Genomic DNA, 15,558 nt, shown 5'->3' with positions numbered 1-15,558 from the left:
CGCCCGCACGCTCCAGCACCGCGCGGATCACCGTCGCGCCCAGTTCGGGCGCCGCAATCTTCGCGAGCGAGCCGCCGAATTTGCCGACCGCGGTCCGCGCGGCCGATACGATCACTACATCCGTCATTTCCCTTTCCTCCAGGCCCGCACGACACGGCGCATCGTTACCGGCCCCGTTAAAAAAACTGCGGTGCACCGGACAGCGTGCGCCGCTGTCCGGTTTTCGTCAATCGCGCTGCAACACGTAGCGCCCGGGTGCCGGCTCGATCACCGGGAATTGCGCGGAACCCGGCTGGGCCGGCGGCGCGACCTTGCGGCCGCCGTACGCGTCGAGCCACTCGACCCACGTCGTCCACCAGCTTCCCGGCTGCTCGGTCGCCCCGGCAAACCAGTCGTCCGCGGATTCGGGCAGGTCGCCCTCGTTGACCCAGTAGCTGCGCTTCTTCTTCGCCGGCGGATTGATCACGCCCGCGATGTGCCCCGACGCGCCGAGCACGAATTTCAGCGGACCCGACAGGATCGACGTCGATGCGTAGGCGGTCTGCCACGGCACGATGTGATCCTCGCGCGAGCCGTAGATGAAGGTCGGCACGTCGATCAGCGACAGGTCGACCGATTCGCCGCACACGGTCAACGCGCCCGGTTCGCGCAGCTTGTTTTCGAGATAGGTATGGCGCAGGTACCACGCGTACATCGGGCCCGGCAGGCTCGTCGAATCGCTGTTCCAGTACAGCAGGTCGAACGGCGCGGGCGTGCGGCCCTTCAGGTAGTTGTCGACGACGTAGTTCCACACCAGATCGTTCGGCCGCAGGAACGAGAACGTGTTCGCGAACTCCATGCCGCGCATCAGCCCCGGTTGCGTACCGTTCTTGCCGCCGATGGTCTGCTCGCGCATCTGCACGTGCGCCTCGTCGACGAACACGTCGAGGATGCCCGTGTCGGTGAAGTCGAGCATCGCGGTGAGCAGCGTCATCGATGCGGCCGGATGTTCGCCGCGGGCGGCGAGCACCGCGAGCGCGGTCGCGAGCATCGTGCCGCCGACGCAGAAGCCGAGCGTGTTGATCTGCTCGCGGCCGCTGATCTGCTGCACCGCGTCGATCGCCGCGAGCAGCCCTTCGTTCATGTAGTCGTCCCACGTCTTGTGCGCGACCGACGCATCCGCGTTGCGCCACGACACGAGGAACACCTGATGGCCGTTCGACAGCGCGTGCGCAACGAGCGAATTCTCGGGTTGCAGGTCGAGGATGTAGAACTTGTTGATGCACGGCGGCACGATCAGCAGCGGCCGCTCGAACACCTTGTCCGTCTTCGGCGTGTACTGGATCAGCTGGATCAGGTCGTTCTCGTACACGACCGCGCCCGCGGTACACCCGAGGTTCTTGCCGACCACGAACTGCGATTCGTCGGTCTGCGAAATCTTGCCGCGCTGCAGGTCGCCGAGCAGGTTCATCATCCCCTGCCGCAGGCTTTCGCCCTGCGTCTCGATGATCGATTTCTGTGCATCGGGATTGAGTGCGAGGAAGTTGCTCGGCGCGGCAGCGGCCGTCCATTGCTGGACCGTGAAACGAATGCGCTCGCGCGTCTTCGGATCGGTCTGCAGCGCGTCGGCCAGCTCCTGCAGATAACGCGCGTTGAGCAGATACCACGCAGCCGCGAACGCATGCGCGGGCGACGCCTTCCATGCGTCGCCGCTGAAGCGGCGGTCTTTCAACTCCGGCGACTCGAGCTTCGCGGCGGCCGCCTGCTGCATCAGCGTCATGCAATCGCGCGCGTAGTCGGCCTGCAATGCCTGGAGCCGTTCGGGCGGAATCGCGGCGACCGGCAGCTTCAGCCCCGCGAACGGCGACGCCATCGCGCCGAAGTCGGGCATCGACGGCAGCTGGAACGGAAACGATGTCGGGAACTGGAATGTCGCGAACGGATTGACGGTGGCCGAGGCCGTCGCGGCACGCGCCGGATCGGCAAAACCGCGCCACGCGTTCAACCACGACTCGAACATCTGCTGCATCGGCTGGGCTGCCGGATCAAAACCGGTGCTGCCTGCGGAAGTGCCCGCATGCGCGGACGTCGACGAATTTTTCGATGCTGTCATTACCTGCCTTACCGGTGATTCGTGAGCGTCAATCGTGAAATCCTGCTCGCGCGCGGCGTGCCGGCTGCGAGCCGGGCCGTCATGCTCTGGAGAGGCGTTTCCAGATTCTGCCGCAGTGCGGTATTTTTATCATTATCGTTTTCCCCATGTGAAGCGCCCGATCAAACTACTGAACATTTCACGGAGATAATCCGCGCACGACAGACGGGACAAGGGTTCCGGCGAAACATAAAACATTTTGCTTGACTTGACTCCGGGATTTTTCATTCAGTCACGCATGCAGTGCCGCATTGCCGCCTCAATATCGAGATAACCCGATTTCGCGACGCAACAAAACCCGCGCATGCGCATGCGATCAATCGGCCAGCCAGATTGCCGCGGCCATGCGCCCCGTCACACGGTCGCGTCGGTACGAATAGAAGCGCGCGGGTTCGGCGACCGTGCAGGCCGTCCCGCCGCTCACGTGCGCCACGCCCGCGCGCGCGAGTCGCAGGCGCGCGAGCGCGTAAAGATCGGCAAGAAACTTGCCGGGCGCGCCGTCGATGGCAACGAACGCATGACGGGTTTCATCATGCTCCGACTGCGCAGCCGTGTCGAGAAACGCGTCGCGCACCTCGGCGCCGACCTCGAACGCCCGCGGGCCGATCGCCGGGCCGAGATACGCATGCAGCGTGTCCGTCGCGCCGCCCGCGAGCGCCGCGACGCGTGCCGCCGTCTGCTCGACGATGCCGGCCGCGAGCCCGCGCCAGCCCGCATGCGCGGCGCCGACCGCGCGGCCCTGCGCGTCGCACAGCAGCACGGGCAGGCAATCGGCCACCATCACCACGCAGACGGCGCCCGCCTGGTTCGTGACGCTCGCGTCGGCCTGCACCGGCGCCGTGGCCGCAGGCGCCGCGGCGATCACCTCGTCCGCCTGCACGATCCGCGCACCGTGAACCTGCTCGAGCCATGCGGCGCTCGACTGCCCGGCGAGGGCGAGCACGCGTGCGCGATTGACGGCGACATGGTCGGGATCGTCACCGGTATGCAGGCCGAGATTCATCCCGCCCGGCAGCGCCACACCGTCCTGCCAGCGCCCGTACGGGCCCTCGCTCACACCACCGTCGCGCGTCGTGATCAGCGCGCGCACGCGCGGCGACACCTGCCAGTCGGGCTGCACGCAGTCCTGCCACGTCAACGGCGCCAGGTTCGTCATCGGCACTCACTCCTCCTCGTCGTCCAGGTACGGCTCGTCGTCGTGATACTCGCCGCCGAAGTCGTCATCGTCGTAGACACCGTCGTCGTCGTCGAATTCCTCGTCGCCCTGCCCGAAGCCCAGCGCGGCGACCAGCGTGTTCATGTCGTCCGGCAGCGGGCAGCGCCACTGCATCGCCTTGCCCGTGACCGGATGCACGAGGCCGAGCCGCCACGCATGCAGCGCCTGTCGTGCGAACCCGTCCGGCAGCGGCGTGACCGAGCGCTTGCCGCGCGCCCGCCCGTAGACCGGATCGCCGAGCAGCGGATGCCCGGCGTGCGCGCAGTGCACGCGGATCTGGTGCGTGCGGCCGGTTTCGAGATCGCACTGAATCGCCGAAACCGGCTGACGTTGCCACAGGCATGTGTCAACCGTGCGGAAATGCGTGCGCGCGGGCTTGCCAGACGCGCCGGTGACGACGGCCATGCGCGTACGCTCGCGCGGATCGCGGCCGATCGGCGCGTCGATCGTGCCCTCCTCGGGCATCGTGCCCCACACGAGCGCGAAATAGCGGCGCTTCACCGTGCGGGCCTGCAGTTGGCGCACGAGGTCGGTCTGCGCCGCCAGCGTGCGCGCCACGACCATCAACCCGGAGGTTTCCTTGTCGAGCCGATGGACGATCCCCGCGCGCGGCAGGCCGGCCGCCGCGTCGCCGTAGCGATGCAGCAGACCGTTGAGGATCGTGCCGCTCCAGTTGCCGGCGGCCGGATGCACGACGAGGCCGGCCGGCTTGTTGATGACGACGAGCGCGTCGTCCTCGTAGATCACGTCGAGCGGCACGGGCTCCGGCGTGAACGCGAGCTGCTCGGGCAACAGATCGGGCACGAGCGCGATCTTCGCGCCGAGCGGCACCGGCTGACGGATCTTCGCCGGCGCGCCGTCGACGAGCACACGCTGCGCGTCGATCCAGCTCTGCAGGCGGCTGCGCGAGAATTCGGGGAACAGTTGGGCAAGCGCCTTGTCGAGGCGTTCACCCGCGAGCGACAGCGGCACTTCGACGACGCGCGGCGCCTCGTCGACCGCCGCGGACGGCACGACGGGCGGCTGCATCGCGTCGCCGGCCAGATCGTCATCGAGGGAATCCCCCGACGCAGCGTCGGCGGGCCGATCGCTTGGGCTATAATCTTCGCGATTTGGTGTGCCCGGCTGGGCATTCTGCGAACTTGAACGGGTCATTTAGACTGGGTCACCGAGACTTGAAGCTAGGACATGCGAGCATGATGAATTCGACCAAACGCACGGCCAGAACCGTCGCCGCCCGGGCTGCGGCGGTAGCGGCCGCGGCCCTCATCGCCGGCTGCCACGGCTTGCCGCAGAAGCAGGACGAGACGGCTACCTGGTCGAACAACAAATTATACTCAGAGGCCCAGGACGCACTGTCCGGCGGCGACTGGGGCAAGTGCGCGAAATATTTCGAATCGCTGCAAGGCCGCGATCCGTTCGGCCATTTCGCGCAGCAAGCGCAGATCAACGTTGCATACTGCAACTGGAAGGATAACGAAGCAGCAGCGGCCGACCAGGCCGTCGATCGCTTCATCCAGCTCCACCCCGATCATCCGGACATCCCGTACGCGTACTACCTGAAGGGGATGATCCACTTCAACGACGATCTCGGCCTGTTCGGGCGCTTCTCCGGCCAGGACATGAGCGAGCGCGATCCGCAGGCGCTGCGCGAATCGTACGATGCGTTCAAGGTCGTGGTCGATCGCTTCCCGAAGAGCAAGTACGCGCCCGATGCGGCCGCGCGGATGCGCTACATCGTCAACGCGCTCGCGTCGCACGAAGTGCACGCGGCCGACTACTACTACCGTCGCGGCGCGTATGTCGCGGCCATCAACCGCGCGCAGCTCGCGATCAAGGACTACAAGGGCGCGCCGGCGATCGAGGATGCGCTGCACATCATGATCCTGTCGTACGGCAAGCTGAACCAGCCGGAACTCGCCGAGGACACCAAGCGCGTGCTTGCCGGCACGTTCCCCGACAGTCCGTACGTGACGGGCCATTCGCGCCCCGGTGCGAAAAAGTCATGGTGGCAGTTCTGAAGCACGGCGCGATGTAACATCCGTGCGCACACAAAAAACCCGGCCATCGAGCCGGGTTTTTTATTGGCGCCGCATGCAAGCGGCACCGGGACGATCAAGCGACAAGCGCCGCGCGTGCAATCAAGCGTGCTTGCCCGAGCGATGCTCGTCGAAGAAGTCCTGCACCACCGCGATCTCGCGCGTGCGCTTGAACGGCGGCAGGCTTTGCCAGATCCGGCGCCCGTACGGCTTGTCGACGAGCCGCGTGTCGCAGATCATCAGCACGCCGCGATCCGTCTCCGCACGAATCAGCCGGCCCGCGCCCTGCTTCAGCGTGATCACGGCCTGCGGCAGCTGATGCACCGCGAACGGGCTCAGCCCCTTCTTCGTCAATGCATCGAGCCGCGCGGCCAGCACCGGATCGTCCGGCGGCGCGAACGGCAGCTTGTCGATCACGACCAGCGACAACGCATCGCCGCGCACGTCGACGCCTTCCCAGAAGCTCTGGCTACCGACCAGGATCGCATTGCCGTACGCGCGGAAGCGGTCGAGCAGCTCGGTGCGGCTTGCGTCGCCCTGCACGAGCAGCGGCGTGTTCCAGCCGCGCGATTCGATCACGTCGCGCAACTTCGACGCGATCCGGTCGACCGCACGCAGCGTCGTGCACAGCATGAACACGCCGCCGCCGGATGCCTCGATCGCCGGCAGCGCGGCATCGAACACGGCGTCGGTAAACGCCGGCGAAGACGGCTGCGGCAGGTTGCGCGGCACGTACAGCAGCCCCTGGGACTGGTAATCGAACGGGCTGGCGAGCGTCATCGAACGACGCGAGCTGAGGCCCATCTGCGCCGCGTAGTGCGTGAAATCGCCGCGCACCGACAACGTCGCCGACGTGAATACCCATGCACGCGGCACGCCCGCACGCTGCTTCGCGAAGATCGGCGCGACCGACAGCGGCGTTTCGTGCAGCTGGACGGTATGCGCGAACACCTCGACCCAGCGCACCTTCTCGTTCGGATCGCCGTCGGCGGCCGCCTTGTCGCCGGCCGCTGCCGCGTCGGCTTGCGCGGCCGCTTCCGCCGCGCCGGGCGCGACCCAGCCGGCCAGCAGGTCCTGCAGCTCGCGCGCGCGCCGCAGGCACGCGCCGAGCGATTCCGCGCGCTCGGCCTGGCTCGCGAGCGCCGACGCAAGCGCATCGAGCGCCACGTCGAGCGCGTCGAGCGCACCGAACATCGGGTGATCGTCGCCGAGCTGCGCAAGCGACATACGCACGATCTGGCCGTCCGCGAACGCGAGGCGCAGGTCGCGCGCCGCACGCTCGAGATCGCCGCCGAGCTTCACCCACTCGACCGCGTCGCGCGCATGGCTCAGGCCTTCGGCGACCGTGTCGCGCGCGAGCTCGAGGATCTGCGTGGTCGACAGCGTCTCGCCGAAGAACAGCGTCGCCGTCTCCGGCAGCTGATGCGCTTCGTCGAAGATGATCGTGTTCGCATTCGGCAGCAGCTCGGCCATCCCCGTGTCGCGCAGCATGATGTCCGCGAAGAACAGGTGATGGTTGACGACGACGATGTCGGCCTGCTGCGCCTCGCGCCGCGCCTGCATCACGAAGCATTCCTTGTAGTGCGGGCATTCCTGGCCGAGGCAGTTGTCGCGCGTCGACGTGACCATCGACCACACGGGCGCATTTTCCGGCACGCTCGCGAGTTCGGCCTTGTCGCCGCTCTTCGTGATCTTCGCGAAGCGGACGATTTCCTGCAGATAGGCCGTGTCCTGCCGCGACGGCAGCCGGCCGTTGTCGGCCGTGCGTTGCAGGTAGTAGTGGCACAGGTAGTTGGCGCGGCCCTTGAGCATCGCGACCGACACCGGCACCGCGAGCGCATTGCGCACGGTCGGGATGTCACGCTGGAACAGCTGGTCCTGCAGGTGCTTCGTGCCGGTCGACACGATCACCTTGCCGCCCCACAGCATCGCGGGCACCAGATACGCGTAGGTCTTGCCGGTACCCGTGCCGGCCTCGACGATCAGCGTGTTGTCGCCTGCGTCGCTGTCGGATTCGGTTGCCGCGGCATCGTCCGCGGCCGCCCCGGCCGTCTTGTCGGCGTCGCCCAAGCGGCGTGCCGGCCGCTTGCGGGTTTCGAAGATCTCGGGCTCGGGCATCCGGCGCGCGGATGCCTCCATCGCGGACGCGACCGCGCGCGCCATCTCGATCTGCGACGTACGCGGCCGGTACCCATCGAGCGCGCGCGCCAGCAACCCGCCTTCGCCAAAGATCGTGTCGAGCTCGTCGACGCGCTTGCGACTCAGCTCGAAGGTGCCTTCGGGCGCACGAACGCGCCCGGCGGACGTCGTGTCACGCCGGGCATCGGGGGTGGCTTCAAGCGGTGAATTCAAGGCAAGCGTTCCTGTGTCCAGCGCCCGGGCGGCGCCGGCGCTTGCCAGGCCGCGCTCAGGCGCGCTTATCCGGTTCGAGCTGCGATTGCAGCAAAATGATTTTGTCCTTGGCCGCCAGCTTTTCCTTCTTCAGCCGGTGCAGCGTGATGTCGTCGATGTCGGAGTGTCCTTCCTTCAGCTCGATCTCCCGAGCGAGCTGCTGGTGCTGCTCCTGCAATGCAGCCAAACGGTTGTGCAATTCCTGCTGCTGTTCCGTGTGACGGTTTTGCATAGTTGCCTCCTCATCGAAGCAGCGCGACGACTGGCGTGCCGACGCGCCCGAGACTGATCCCGATCAATTCAACACGTTACTGCCCCTGCTGTTGCTGCTGCTTGGCCTTCTCGGCCGCTTCCTGCTGACGCCGCTCGACATCGGCCTTGTGCTGCGCGGCTTCCTTCTGCTTCTGCTCGTAGCGCGTGGCGTTGTCCGCCCGCTCCTGCGCCTTCTGCGCCGCCTGCTGATGCGCCTGGTCGAGCTTGCGCTGGAAATCCGCCTGCTTCTGGTCGTATGCCTGCTTGCTCGCCGCGCGTTGTGGCCCTTCCGCGCCGCGCTGCGCCTGCTTCAGTGCATTCTGCTCCTGCTTGTCGCGGAATGCAGCCGCGTTCGCCGCGTCGTTCGCTGCCCGCTGCGGCGCTTCCGCCTCGTTCCGGGCCTGCTTCAACGCCTGCTGCTGGTCGCGCTGCTGCGCACGCACCGCGCGCTGCTCGTCGTTCAGCGCGAGCTGCTCCTGGCGAATGCTCGCCCGCTCCTCGCGCATCTGGTCGCGCGCCTTGCCGAGACAGTGGTTGACGAAGAACTTGCTGTAACAGTCGTGCTCCGCCACCGCATAACGATAATCGTTTTCCGCGGAGCGTTGATTGAGCACTTTTTGACGGGCGTCGAAATCCGGGGCGGTGGAGGCTGCAACGGGCGCGGACACGACGGTGTCCGGCGCGCTGGCGCCAGTGGCCTGCGCAAATGCACCGGAAGGCCCGGCAGACAAAGCCGCGGCGAGCGCTGCGCCGAGCGCGACGAGAGAAATGCGGGAAGTTGGCAACGTCGTAGGAAAGCTGCGGGACATGTGTCAAATTCTATCACCCCCGGCTGGACGCTCCGCCATTTATGGCAAAATGCCCCGCTTCATTCACCCGCGGCCTCTGGCCCGTCGGGCAGCCCGCCGCTTCGGGGCTGCCGGCCCGCGCCGCGATTTCAGCAGGCAGACAGACCATCCACGACATGACGGAAACCGTAGCACTCAAGATCGTACAGCGCATCGCCACCGAACTGTCCGTCCAGCCGCGCCAGGTCGCGGCGGCCGTGCAACTCCTCGACGAAGGCTCGACCGTTCCGTTCATTGCCCGGTACCGCAAGGAAGTGACCGGCAATCTGGACGACACGCAGCTGCGCAACCTCGAGGAACGCCTCCTGTATCTGCGCGAACTCGAGGATCGCCGCGCCGCGATCCTGTCGAGCATCGACGAACAGGGCAAGCTGACCGACGAACTGCGTGCCGCGATCGACGCGGCCGACAGCAAACAGGTGCTCGAAGACCTTTATCTGCCGTACAAGCCGAAGCGCCGCACGCGTGCACAGATCGCCCGCGAAGCCGGCCTCGAGCCGCTCGCGCAGGCGCTGCTCGCGAACCCGCTGCTCGACCCGCAGGCCGAGGCCGCCGCCTATGTCGACGCCGACAAGGGCGTCGCCGACGTGAAGGCTGCGCTCGACGGCACGCGCGACATCCTGTCCGAACAGTTCGGCGAGACGGCGGAACTGCTCGGCAAGCTGCGCGACTACCTGCACAACCAGGGCGTCGTGTCGTCGGCCGTCGTCGAGGGCAAGGAAAACGAGGAAGGCGAGAAATTCCGCGACTATTACGACTACGCGGAAACGATCAAGACCGTGCCGTCGCACCGTGCGCTCGCGCTGTTCCGCGGCCGCAACGCGGGCGTGCTGACGATCAAGCTCGGCCTCGGCGAAGAGCTTGACGCGCAGGTGCCACATCCCGGCGAGGCGATGATCGCGCGCCATTTCGGCATCGCGAACCAGAATCGCCCGGCCGACAAATGGCTGTCCGACGTCTGCCGCTGGTGCTGGCGCGTGAAGGTGCAGCCGCATATCGAGAACGAACTGCTCACGCAGCTGCGCGAAACGGCCGAAACCGAAGCGATCCGCGTGTTCGCGCGCAACCTGAACGACCTGCTGCTGGCCGCGCCGGCCGGCCCGAAGGCCGTGATCGGCCTCGACCCCGGCCTGCGTACGGGCGTGAAGGTCGCGGTCGTCGACCGCACCGGCAAGGTGCTCGCGACCGACACGATCTACCCGCACGAGCCGCGCCGCGACTGGGACGGCTCGATCGCGAAACTCGCGCGCATCGCCGCGCAGACGCAGGCCGAGCTGATCAGCATCGGCAACGGCACCGCATCGCGCGAGACCGACAAGCTCGCGAGCGAACTGATCGCGAAACACCCGGAGTTGCGGCTGCAGAAGATCGTCGTGTCGGAAGCCGGCGCATCGGTCTACTCGGCGTCCGAGCTCGCCGCGAAGGAATTCCCGGAGCTCGACGTGTCGCTGCGCGGCGCCGTGTCGATCGCCCGCCGCCTGCAGGACCCGCTCGCCGAGCTCGTGAAGATCGAGCCGAAGGCGATCGGCGTCGGCCAGTACCAGCACGACGTGAACCAGCGCGAACTGGCCCGGTCGCTGGACGCGGTCGTCGAGGATTGCGTGAACGCGGTCGGCGTCGACGCGAACACCGCGTCGGCCCCGCTGCTCGCCCGCGTGTCGGGCCTGAACGCGACGCTCGCGCGCAACATCGTCGACTATCGCGATGCAAACGGCCCGTTCCCGTCGCGCGAGCACCTGCGCAAGGTGCCGCGCCTCGGCGACAAGACTTTCGAGCAGGCCGCCGGCTTCCTGCGCATCAACGGCGGCGAGAACCCGCTCGACCGCTCGTCGGTGCACCCGGAAGCGTATCCGGTCGTCGAGCGGATGCTCGCGAAGATCAACAAGCGCATCGACGACGTGCTCGGCAACCGCGAAGCGCTGTCGGGCCTGTCGCCGACGGAATTTGTTGACGAACGTTTCGGCCTGCCGACCGTGCGCGACATCCTGGCCGAACTGGAAAAACCGGGGCGCGATCCGCGTCCGGAATTCAAGACGGCCACGTTCCGCGAAGGCGTCGAGAAGGTCTCGGATCTCGTGCCGGGCATGACGCTCGAAGGCGTCGTGACGAACGTCGCGGCGTTCGGCGCGTTCGTGGATATCGGCGTGCACCAGGACGGCCTCGTCCACGTGTCGGCGATGTCGACGAAGTTCATCAAGGACCCGCACGAAGTCGTGAAGGCCGGCCAGGTCGTCAAGGTGAAGGTGATCGACGTCGACGTGAAGCGCCAGCGCATCGCGCTGACGATGCGCCTCGACGACGACGCGGCAGCGCCCGGCATGACGTCGCGCGGCGGCCAGGATCGCGGCAATGCGGGGCGCGGCGCCGCCCGCCCGCAGCGTTCGCGCGAACCGGAGCCGGCCGGCGCGATGGCCGCGGCATTCGCGAAGCTGAAGCGCTGAGCACGCGAACAGCCGTCGACGTACGAAAAAGCCCGCCGAAAGGCGGGCTTTTTCATTATCTGGACAAACACGGCGCGCGCCGCGCTCCATCAGATCTCGATCTTCGTCCCGAGCTCGACGACGCGGTTCGCCGGAATCGCGAAGAAATCGGTCGGCTTCGCGGCATTCTGGTGCATCCACGCAAATACGCGCTCGCGCCAGATCGACATCCCCGGCAGATGCGTCGGCACGACCGTTTCGCGCGCGAGGAAGAACGACGTGTCCATCAGCTCGAACGTCATGTCGTGCGTCCGGCCGAATTCCTCGAGCACGGCCTTCACGTCCGGCGTCTCGTTGAAGCCGTACTCGGCCTTGACGATGTACAGCCCACCGCCCGCGTCGCGCGCGCTCTGGCGCTTGTCGTCGCGCACGTACGGAATGTCGCGCGTGACGAACGTCAGGAAAATGGTCCGCTCGTGCAGGACCTTGTTGTGCTTCAGGTTGTGCAGCAGGCTGACGGGCACCAACTTGTCGTTGCCGGTCAGGTAGATCGCGGTACCGGACACCCGGTGCGGCGGATGCGCGAGCAGCCCCTGCAGGAACGGCTCCAGCGGAATACCGTCGGCCGCCGTGCGCTCCTTGACGATGTGACGCCCCTTGTACCAGGTCATCAGCAGGAAGAACAGCAGCGCGCCGATGCCGAGTGGCAGCCAGCCGCCCTGCGCGACCTTCAGCAGGTTTGCGCCGAAAAAGCCGAGGTCGATCGCAAGGAACACCGCGATGATCGCGCCGACCAGCAGCCGGTTCCAGTTCCACACCTTCACCATCACGACGCACGCGAGCACGGTCGTGATCACCATCGTCGCCGTCACCGCGATGCCGTACGCAGCCGCGAGGTTGTCCGAGCTCTTGAAACCGACGACGATACAGAGGATCACGGCCAGCAGCAGCCAGTTCACGACCGGCACGTAGATCTGGCCGATCGCGAGCTCGGACGTATGCAGCACCTTCATGCGCGGCACGTAGCCGAGCTGGATCGCCTGCGACGTCAGCGAGTACGCGCCGGAAATCACCGCTTGCGACGCGATCACGGTCGCGACCGTCGACAGCACGACAAGCGGCAGCAGCCCCCATTCGGGTGCCAGCAGGAAGAACGGGTTTTCGATCGCTTTCGGATTCTGGATCAGCAGCGCGCCCTGACCGAAGTAGTTCAGCACGAGCGACGGCATCACGAGCCCGTACGCGGCGTACCGGATCGGCTTGGCACCGAAGTGGCCCATGTCCGCATAGAGCGCTTCCGCGCCGGTCAGCACCAGCACGACCGAGCCCAGCACGACGTAGGCCTGCAGCAGGTGGTCGGCCATGAACGACGCCGCGTAATACGGATTGATTGCCGCGATGATGCCCGGCACGCGAACGATGTGGTACACACCGAGCGCCGCGATCACGACGAACCACAGCACCATGATCGGGCCGAACAGCTTGCCGACCAGCGCGGTACCGTGCCGCTGGATCCAGAACAGCGCGATCAGGATCACGATGGTGATCGGCAGCACGAGATGGGAGAGGTGCGGCGTCGCGATCTCGAGACCTTCGACGGCCGACATCACGGAAATCGCCGGCGTGATCACCGCGTCCCCGTAGAACATGCACGCGCCGAATATCCCGAGCGCCATCAGCGCGCCCGCGACACGGGTTTTCGAGTCGAGCGGCCGCAGCGACAGCGCCATCAGCGCGAGCACGCCGCCTTCGCCGTTGTTGTCCGCCCGCATCACGAACAGCAGGTACTTGACGCCGACCACCAGCAAGATGGCCCAGAACAGCAGCGAGATCACGCCGAGAATCGACCCCTCGGTCAGCGGAATGCCGTGCGCGGGGCTGAACGCTTCCTTGAGCGAATACAGCGGGCTGGTGCCGATGTCGCCGAACACGACGCCGATGGCTGCTATCGCTAGCGCCCGCATCGAGTGTTGTTGCGTCGAATGCGGCGAGTGTGCGGCGTCGGTCGCGTGAGTCGTGTCGTTCATATGAAGCGTAATAATCGGGTCCGGGTCGGACAAAACGAGCGCTATTCTACTCGCGCCCCCGTGAAACGCCGCCCTGCCGTGTTGCCGTGGAACCACGTGATCCACGCTGCGCATGCAATCCGGCGCGACCTGTGGCAGGGCTGCCATCATAGCCGGGGCCGCGCCGCCTGCCTATCGGGTCCGCAAGGCGCCCCGCGTGACGCCACCCGCGCGCCAATGAAAAACGGCGCCGCAAGCGGCGCCGTACAAGGCTTTCCTTCGATCGGCCGGCCGCTTACGCGCCCGAACCGTCGCGCTGTGCGCGACCGCGCTTGATCCACGCCTCGAGGTTGTGCGGACGGACCGTGTCCCACTCCTCGAACGGCTGATGAATCCACGGATTCGTCGGCAGGAACTGCGTGTGATAGTCCGGCTTGACCTTCGAGCAACCCTTGTACCAGAGCACGGCCGAACGTACGGCCGTGACCGCCGGATAGCGCTCCTTCAGATGCTCCTGCACGCGGGCGAGCGTGACGCCGGAATCGACGAGATCGTCGACCAGCAGCACGTTGCCCGCGAGATGGCCGCGCGTCATCGTGATGTACTGCGCGATGTCGAGCTCGCCCTGCTCGGTGCCGGCCGCTTCCCGGTACGAGCTCGTCGCGAGGATCGCGAGCGGCACGTCATAGATGCGCGACAGCTGGTCGCCGACGCGCAGGCCGCCGCGCGCGAGGCACAGGATCTGGTCGAACTTCCAGCCGGAGGCGTGCACCTGGAGCGCGAGCAGCTCGATCAGACGGTGATACTCGTCCCAGCCTACCCACAGGTTCTTGTCGTCGTTGCGCGGATCGGTCATCAAGTCTGCCGCCGTCATCGTGATTTGCTGCGTCATCTCGGAATTACACCTTGAACGGATGGCGGAGCAGGATCGTTTCGTCGCGGTCCGGGCCCGTCGACACCATGTCGACCGGCACGCCAGCCACTTCCTGGACGCGTGCGAGATAGGCCTGCGCGTTCGCCGGCAGTGCGTCCCACGTGTTGATCCCGACCGTGCTTTCCTTCCAGCCGGCGAACGTCTCGTACACCGGTTCGCAACGCGCGACATCGACCGCGCCACGCGGCAGGATGTCCACGTCCTTGCCGTCGACCTTGTAGCCGACGCACAGCTTGACTTCGTCGAGGCCGTCGAGCACGTCGAGCTTCGTCATGCACAGGCCCGACACGCCGTTGATCTGGATCGAGCGGCGCAGCGCAGCCGCATCGAGCCAGCCGGTGCGGCGCGGACGGCCGGTGACCGAGCCGAATTCCTTGCCGACGTTCGCGAGCGTGACGCCGATCTGGTCCTGGCGCTGCGGGTTGTCCGCATCGTACAGCTCGCTCGGGAACGGGCCCGAGCCGACGCGCGTGCAATACGCCTTCGTGATGCCGAGGATGTAGTTGAGCTTCTGCGGACCGACGCCCGCGCCGGCCGACGCCGCACCGGCGACGCAGTTGCTCGACGTGACGAACGGATAGGTGCCGTGGTCGATGTCGAGCAGCGTGCCTTGTGCACCTTCGAACAGCAGGTTCTGGCCCGCATTGTTCGCGTCGTACAGGCGGCGCGACACGTCGGCCACCATCGGCTTCAGGCGGTCGGCATAGCCGAGCATCGTGTCGAGCGTGGCCTGGAAGTCGACGGCCGCGCCGCCCAGATACTGGGTCAGCACGAAGTTGTGGTAATCGAGATTTTCGCGCAGGCGGTCGGCGAAGGTCTTCGCGTCGAACAGGTCCTGCACGCGCAGCGCGCGGCGGCCGACCTTGTCTTCGTACGCGGGGCCGATGCCGCGGCCCGTCGTGCCGATCTTGCCCGCGCCCTTGCGCGCTTCGCGCGCCTGGTCGATCGCGATGTGGTACGGCAGGATCAGCGTCGTAGCTTCGGAGATGAACAGACGGTCGCGCACGTTCACGCCGGCTTCTTCGAGCTCGCCGATTTCCTTGAACAGTGCTTCGGGGGACAGAACGACGCCGTTGCCGATGTAGCAGGCGACGCCTTCACGCATGATGCCCGACGGAATGAGGCGCAAGATCGTTTTCTTGCCGCCGATGATGAGGGTGTGGCCGGCGTTGTGACCGCCCTGGAAACGCACGACGCCCTGAGCGTGGTCCGTCAGCCAGTCGACGATCTTGCCCTTGCCTTCATCACCCCATTGCGTTCCCACGACGACGACATTGCGCCCGGGAGTCACGTTCACTGCGCTGGCAGACATGTTGATTCG

General features: G+C 66.6%; 11 protein-coding genes and 1 pseudogene. 2 read left to right on the top strand and 10 right to left on the bottom strand.

Features of this window, described 5'->3' with window-relative positions:
• The 4 genes and pseudogenes from H3O04_RS14855 to H3O04_RS14840 all read right to left on the bottom strand — a co-directional run.
• A pseudogene (locus tag H3O04_RS14855) lies at positions 1–127 on the bottom strand (acetyl-CoA C-acetyltransferase); the annotation flags it as partial.
• 99 nt (positions 128–226) lie between these two features.
• Positions 227–2,092 carry a class I poly(R)-hydroxyalkanoic acid synthase gene (phaC, locus tag H3O04_RS14850; protein WP_124477275.1) on the bottom strand — a complete coding sequence of 622 codons (1,866 nt, stop codon included), beginning with the start codon at positions 2,090–2,092 and terminating at the stop codon, positions 227–229.
• A gap of 355 nt (positions 2,093–2,447) precedes the next feature.
• On the bottom strand, positions 2,448–3,287 hold the full coding sequence (pgeF, locus tag H3O04_RS14845; protein WP_011549701.1) for a peptidoglycan editing factor PgeF: 840 nt from the start codon (positions 3,285–3,287) through the stop codon (positions 2,448–2,450).
• Positions 3,288–3,293: 6 nt separating this feature from the next.
• Entirely contained in the window at positions 3,294–4,502 is a 1,209-nt protein-coding gene (locus tag H3O04_RS14840; protein WP_202587961.1) for an RluA family pseudouridine synthase, read from the bottom strand.
• Positions 4,503–4,543: 41 nt separating this feature from the next.
• Between H3O04_RS14840 and H3O04_RS14835 the strand changes: the two genes are divergently transcribed.
• A complete protein-coding gene (locus tag H3O04_RS14835; protein WP_011549700.1) occupies positions 4,544–5,368 on the top strand; it encodes an outer membrane protein assembly factor BamD in 825 nt (274 codons plus the stop codon).
• A 120-nt stretch (positions 5,369–5,488) separates the two neighbouring features.
• On the opposite strand, the gene H3O04_RS14830 is transcribed toward H3O04_RS14835, so the two are convergent.
• From H3O04_RS14830 to H3O04_RS14820, 3 genes are all read right to left on the bottom strand, one after another.
• Positions 5,489–7,738 carry an ATP-dependent DNA helicase gene (locus H3O04_RS14830; RefSeq protein ID WP_077179202.1) on the bottom strand — a complete coding sequence of 750 codons (2,250 nt, stop codon included), beginning with the start codon at positions 7,736–7,738 and terminating at the stop codon, positions 5,489–5,491.
• A gap of 55 nt (positions 7,739–7,793) precedes the next feature.
• Positions 7,794–8,009, bottom strand: coding sequence for a YdcH family protein (locus H3O04_RS14825; protein ID WP_006478692.1), 216 nt, complete (start codon positions 8,007–8,009; stop codon positions 7,794–7,796).
• A 76-nt stretch (positions 8,010–8,085) separates the two neighbouring features.
• On the bottom strand, positions 8,086–8,838 hold the full coding sequence (locus tag H3O04_RS14820) for a hypothetical protein (protein ID WP_077179203.1): 753 nt from the start codon (positions 8,836–8,838) through the stop codon (positions 8,086–8,088).
• A gap of 155 nt (positions 8,839–8,993) precedes the next feature.
• On the opposite strand from H3O04_RS14820, the gene H3O04_RS14815 reads away from it, so the two are divergent.
• Complete coding sequence (locus H3O04_RS14815; protein WP_202587960.1) at positions 8,994–11,318, top strand: Tex family protein; 2,325 nt, start codon at positions 8,994–8,996, stop codon at positions 11,316–11,318.
• Between the two features lie 89 nt (positions 11,319–11,407).
• Here the strand turns inward: H3O04_RS14815 and H3O04_RS14810 are convergent, their stop codons facing one another.
• From H3O04_RS14810 to H3O04_RS14800, 3 genes are all read right to left on the bottom strand, one after another.
• Positions 11,408–13,324: a potassium transporter Kup gene (locus H3O04_RS14810; RefSeq protein ID WP_006478689.1), complete on the bottom strand. Its 1,917-nt coding sequence runs from the start codon at positions 13,322–13,324 to the stop codon at positions 11,408–11,410.
• Positions 13,325–13,598: 274 nt separating this feature from the next.
• Positions 13,599–14,195, bottom strand: coding sequence for a phosphoribosyltransferase (locus tag H3O04_RS14805; protein WP_006478688.1), 597 nt, complete (start codon positions 14,193–14,195; stop codon positions 13,599–13,601).
• Positions 14,196–14,202: 7 nt separating this feature from the next.
• Positions 14,203–15,549: an adenylosuccinate synthase gene (locus H3O04_RS14800; RefSeq protein WP_006478687.1), complete on the bottom strand. Its 1,347-nt coding sequence runs from the start codon at positions 15,547–15,549 to the stop codon at positions 14,203–14,205.
• Positions 15,550–15,558 lie beyond the last annotated feature (9 nt).

This window comes from Burkholderia sp. KCJ3K979 (assembly GCF_016759955.1).
Taxonomy (GTDB): Bacteria; Pseudomonadota; Gammaproteobacteria; order Burkholderiales; family Burkholderiaceae; genus Burkholderia; species Burkholderia orbicola.
Note: the sequence above shows the minus strand (reverse complement) of the source record. Positions and strands in the feature narration are given on the sequence as shown.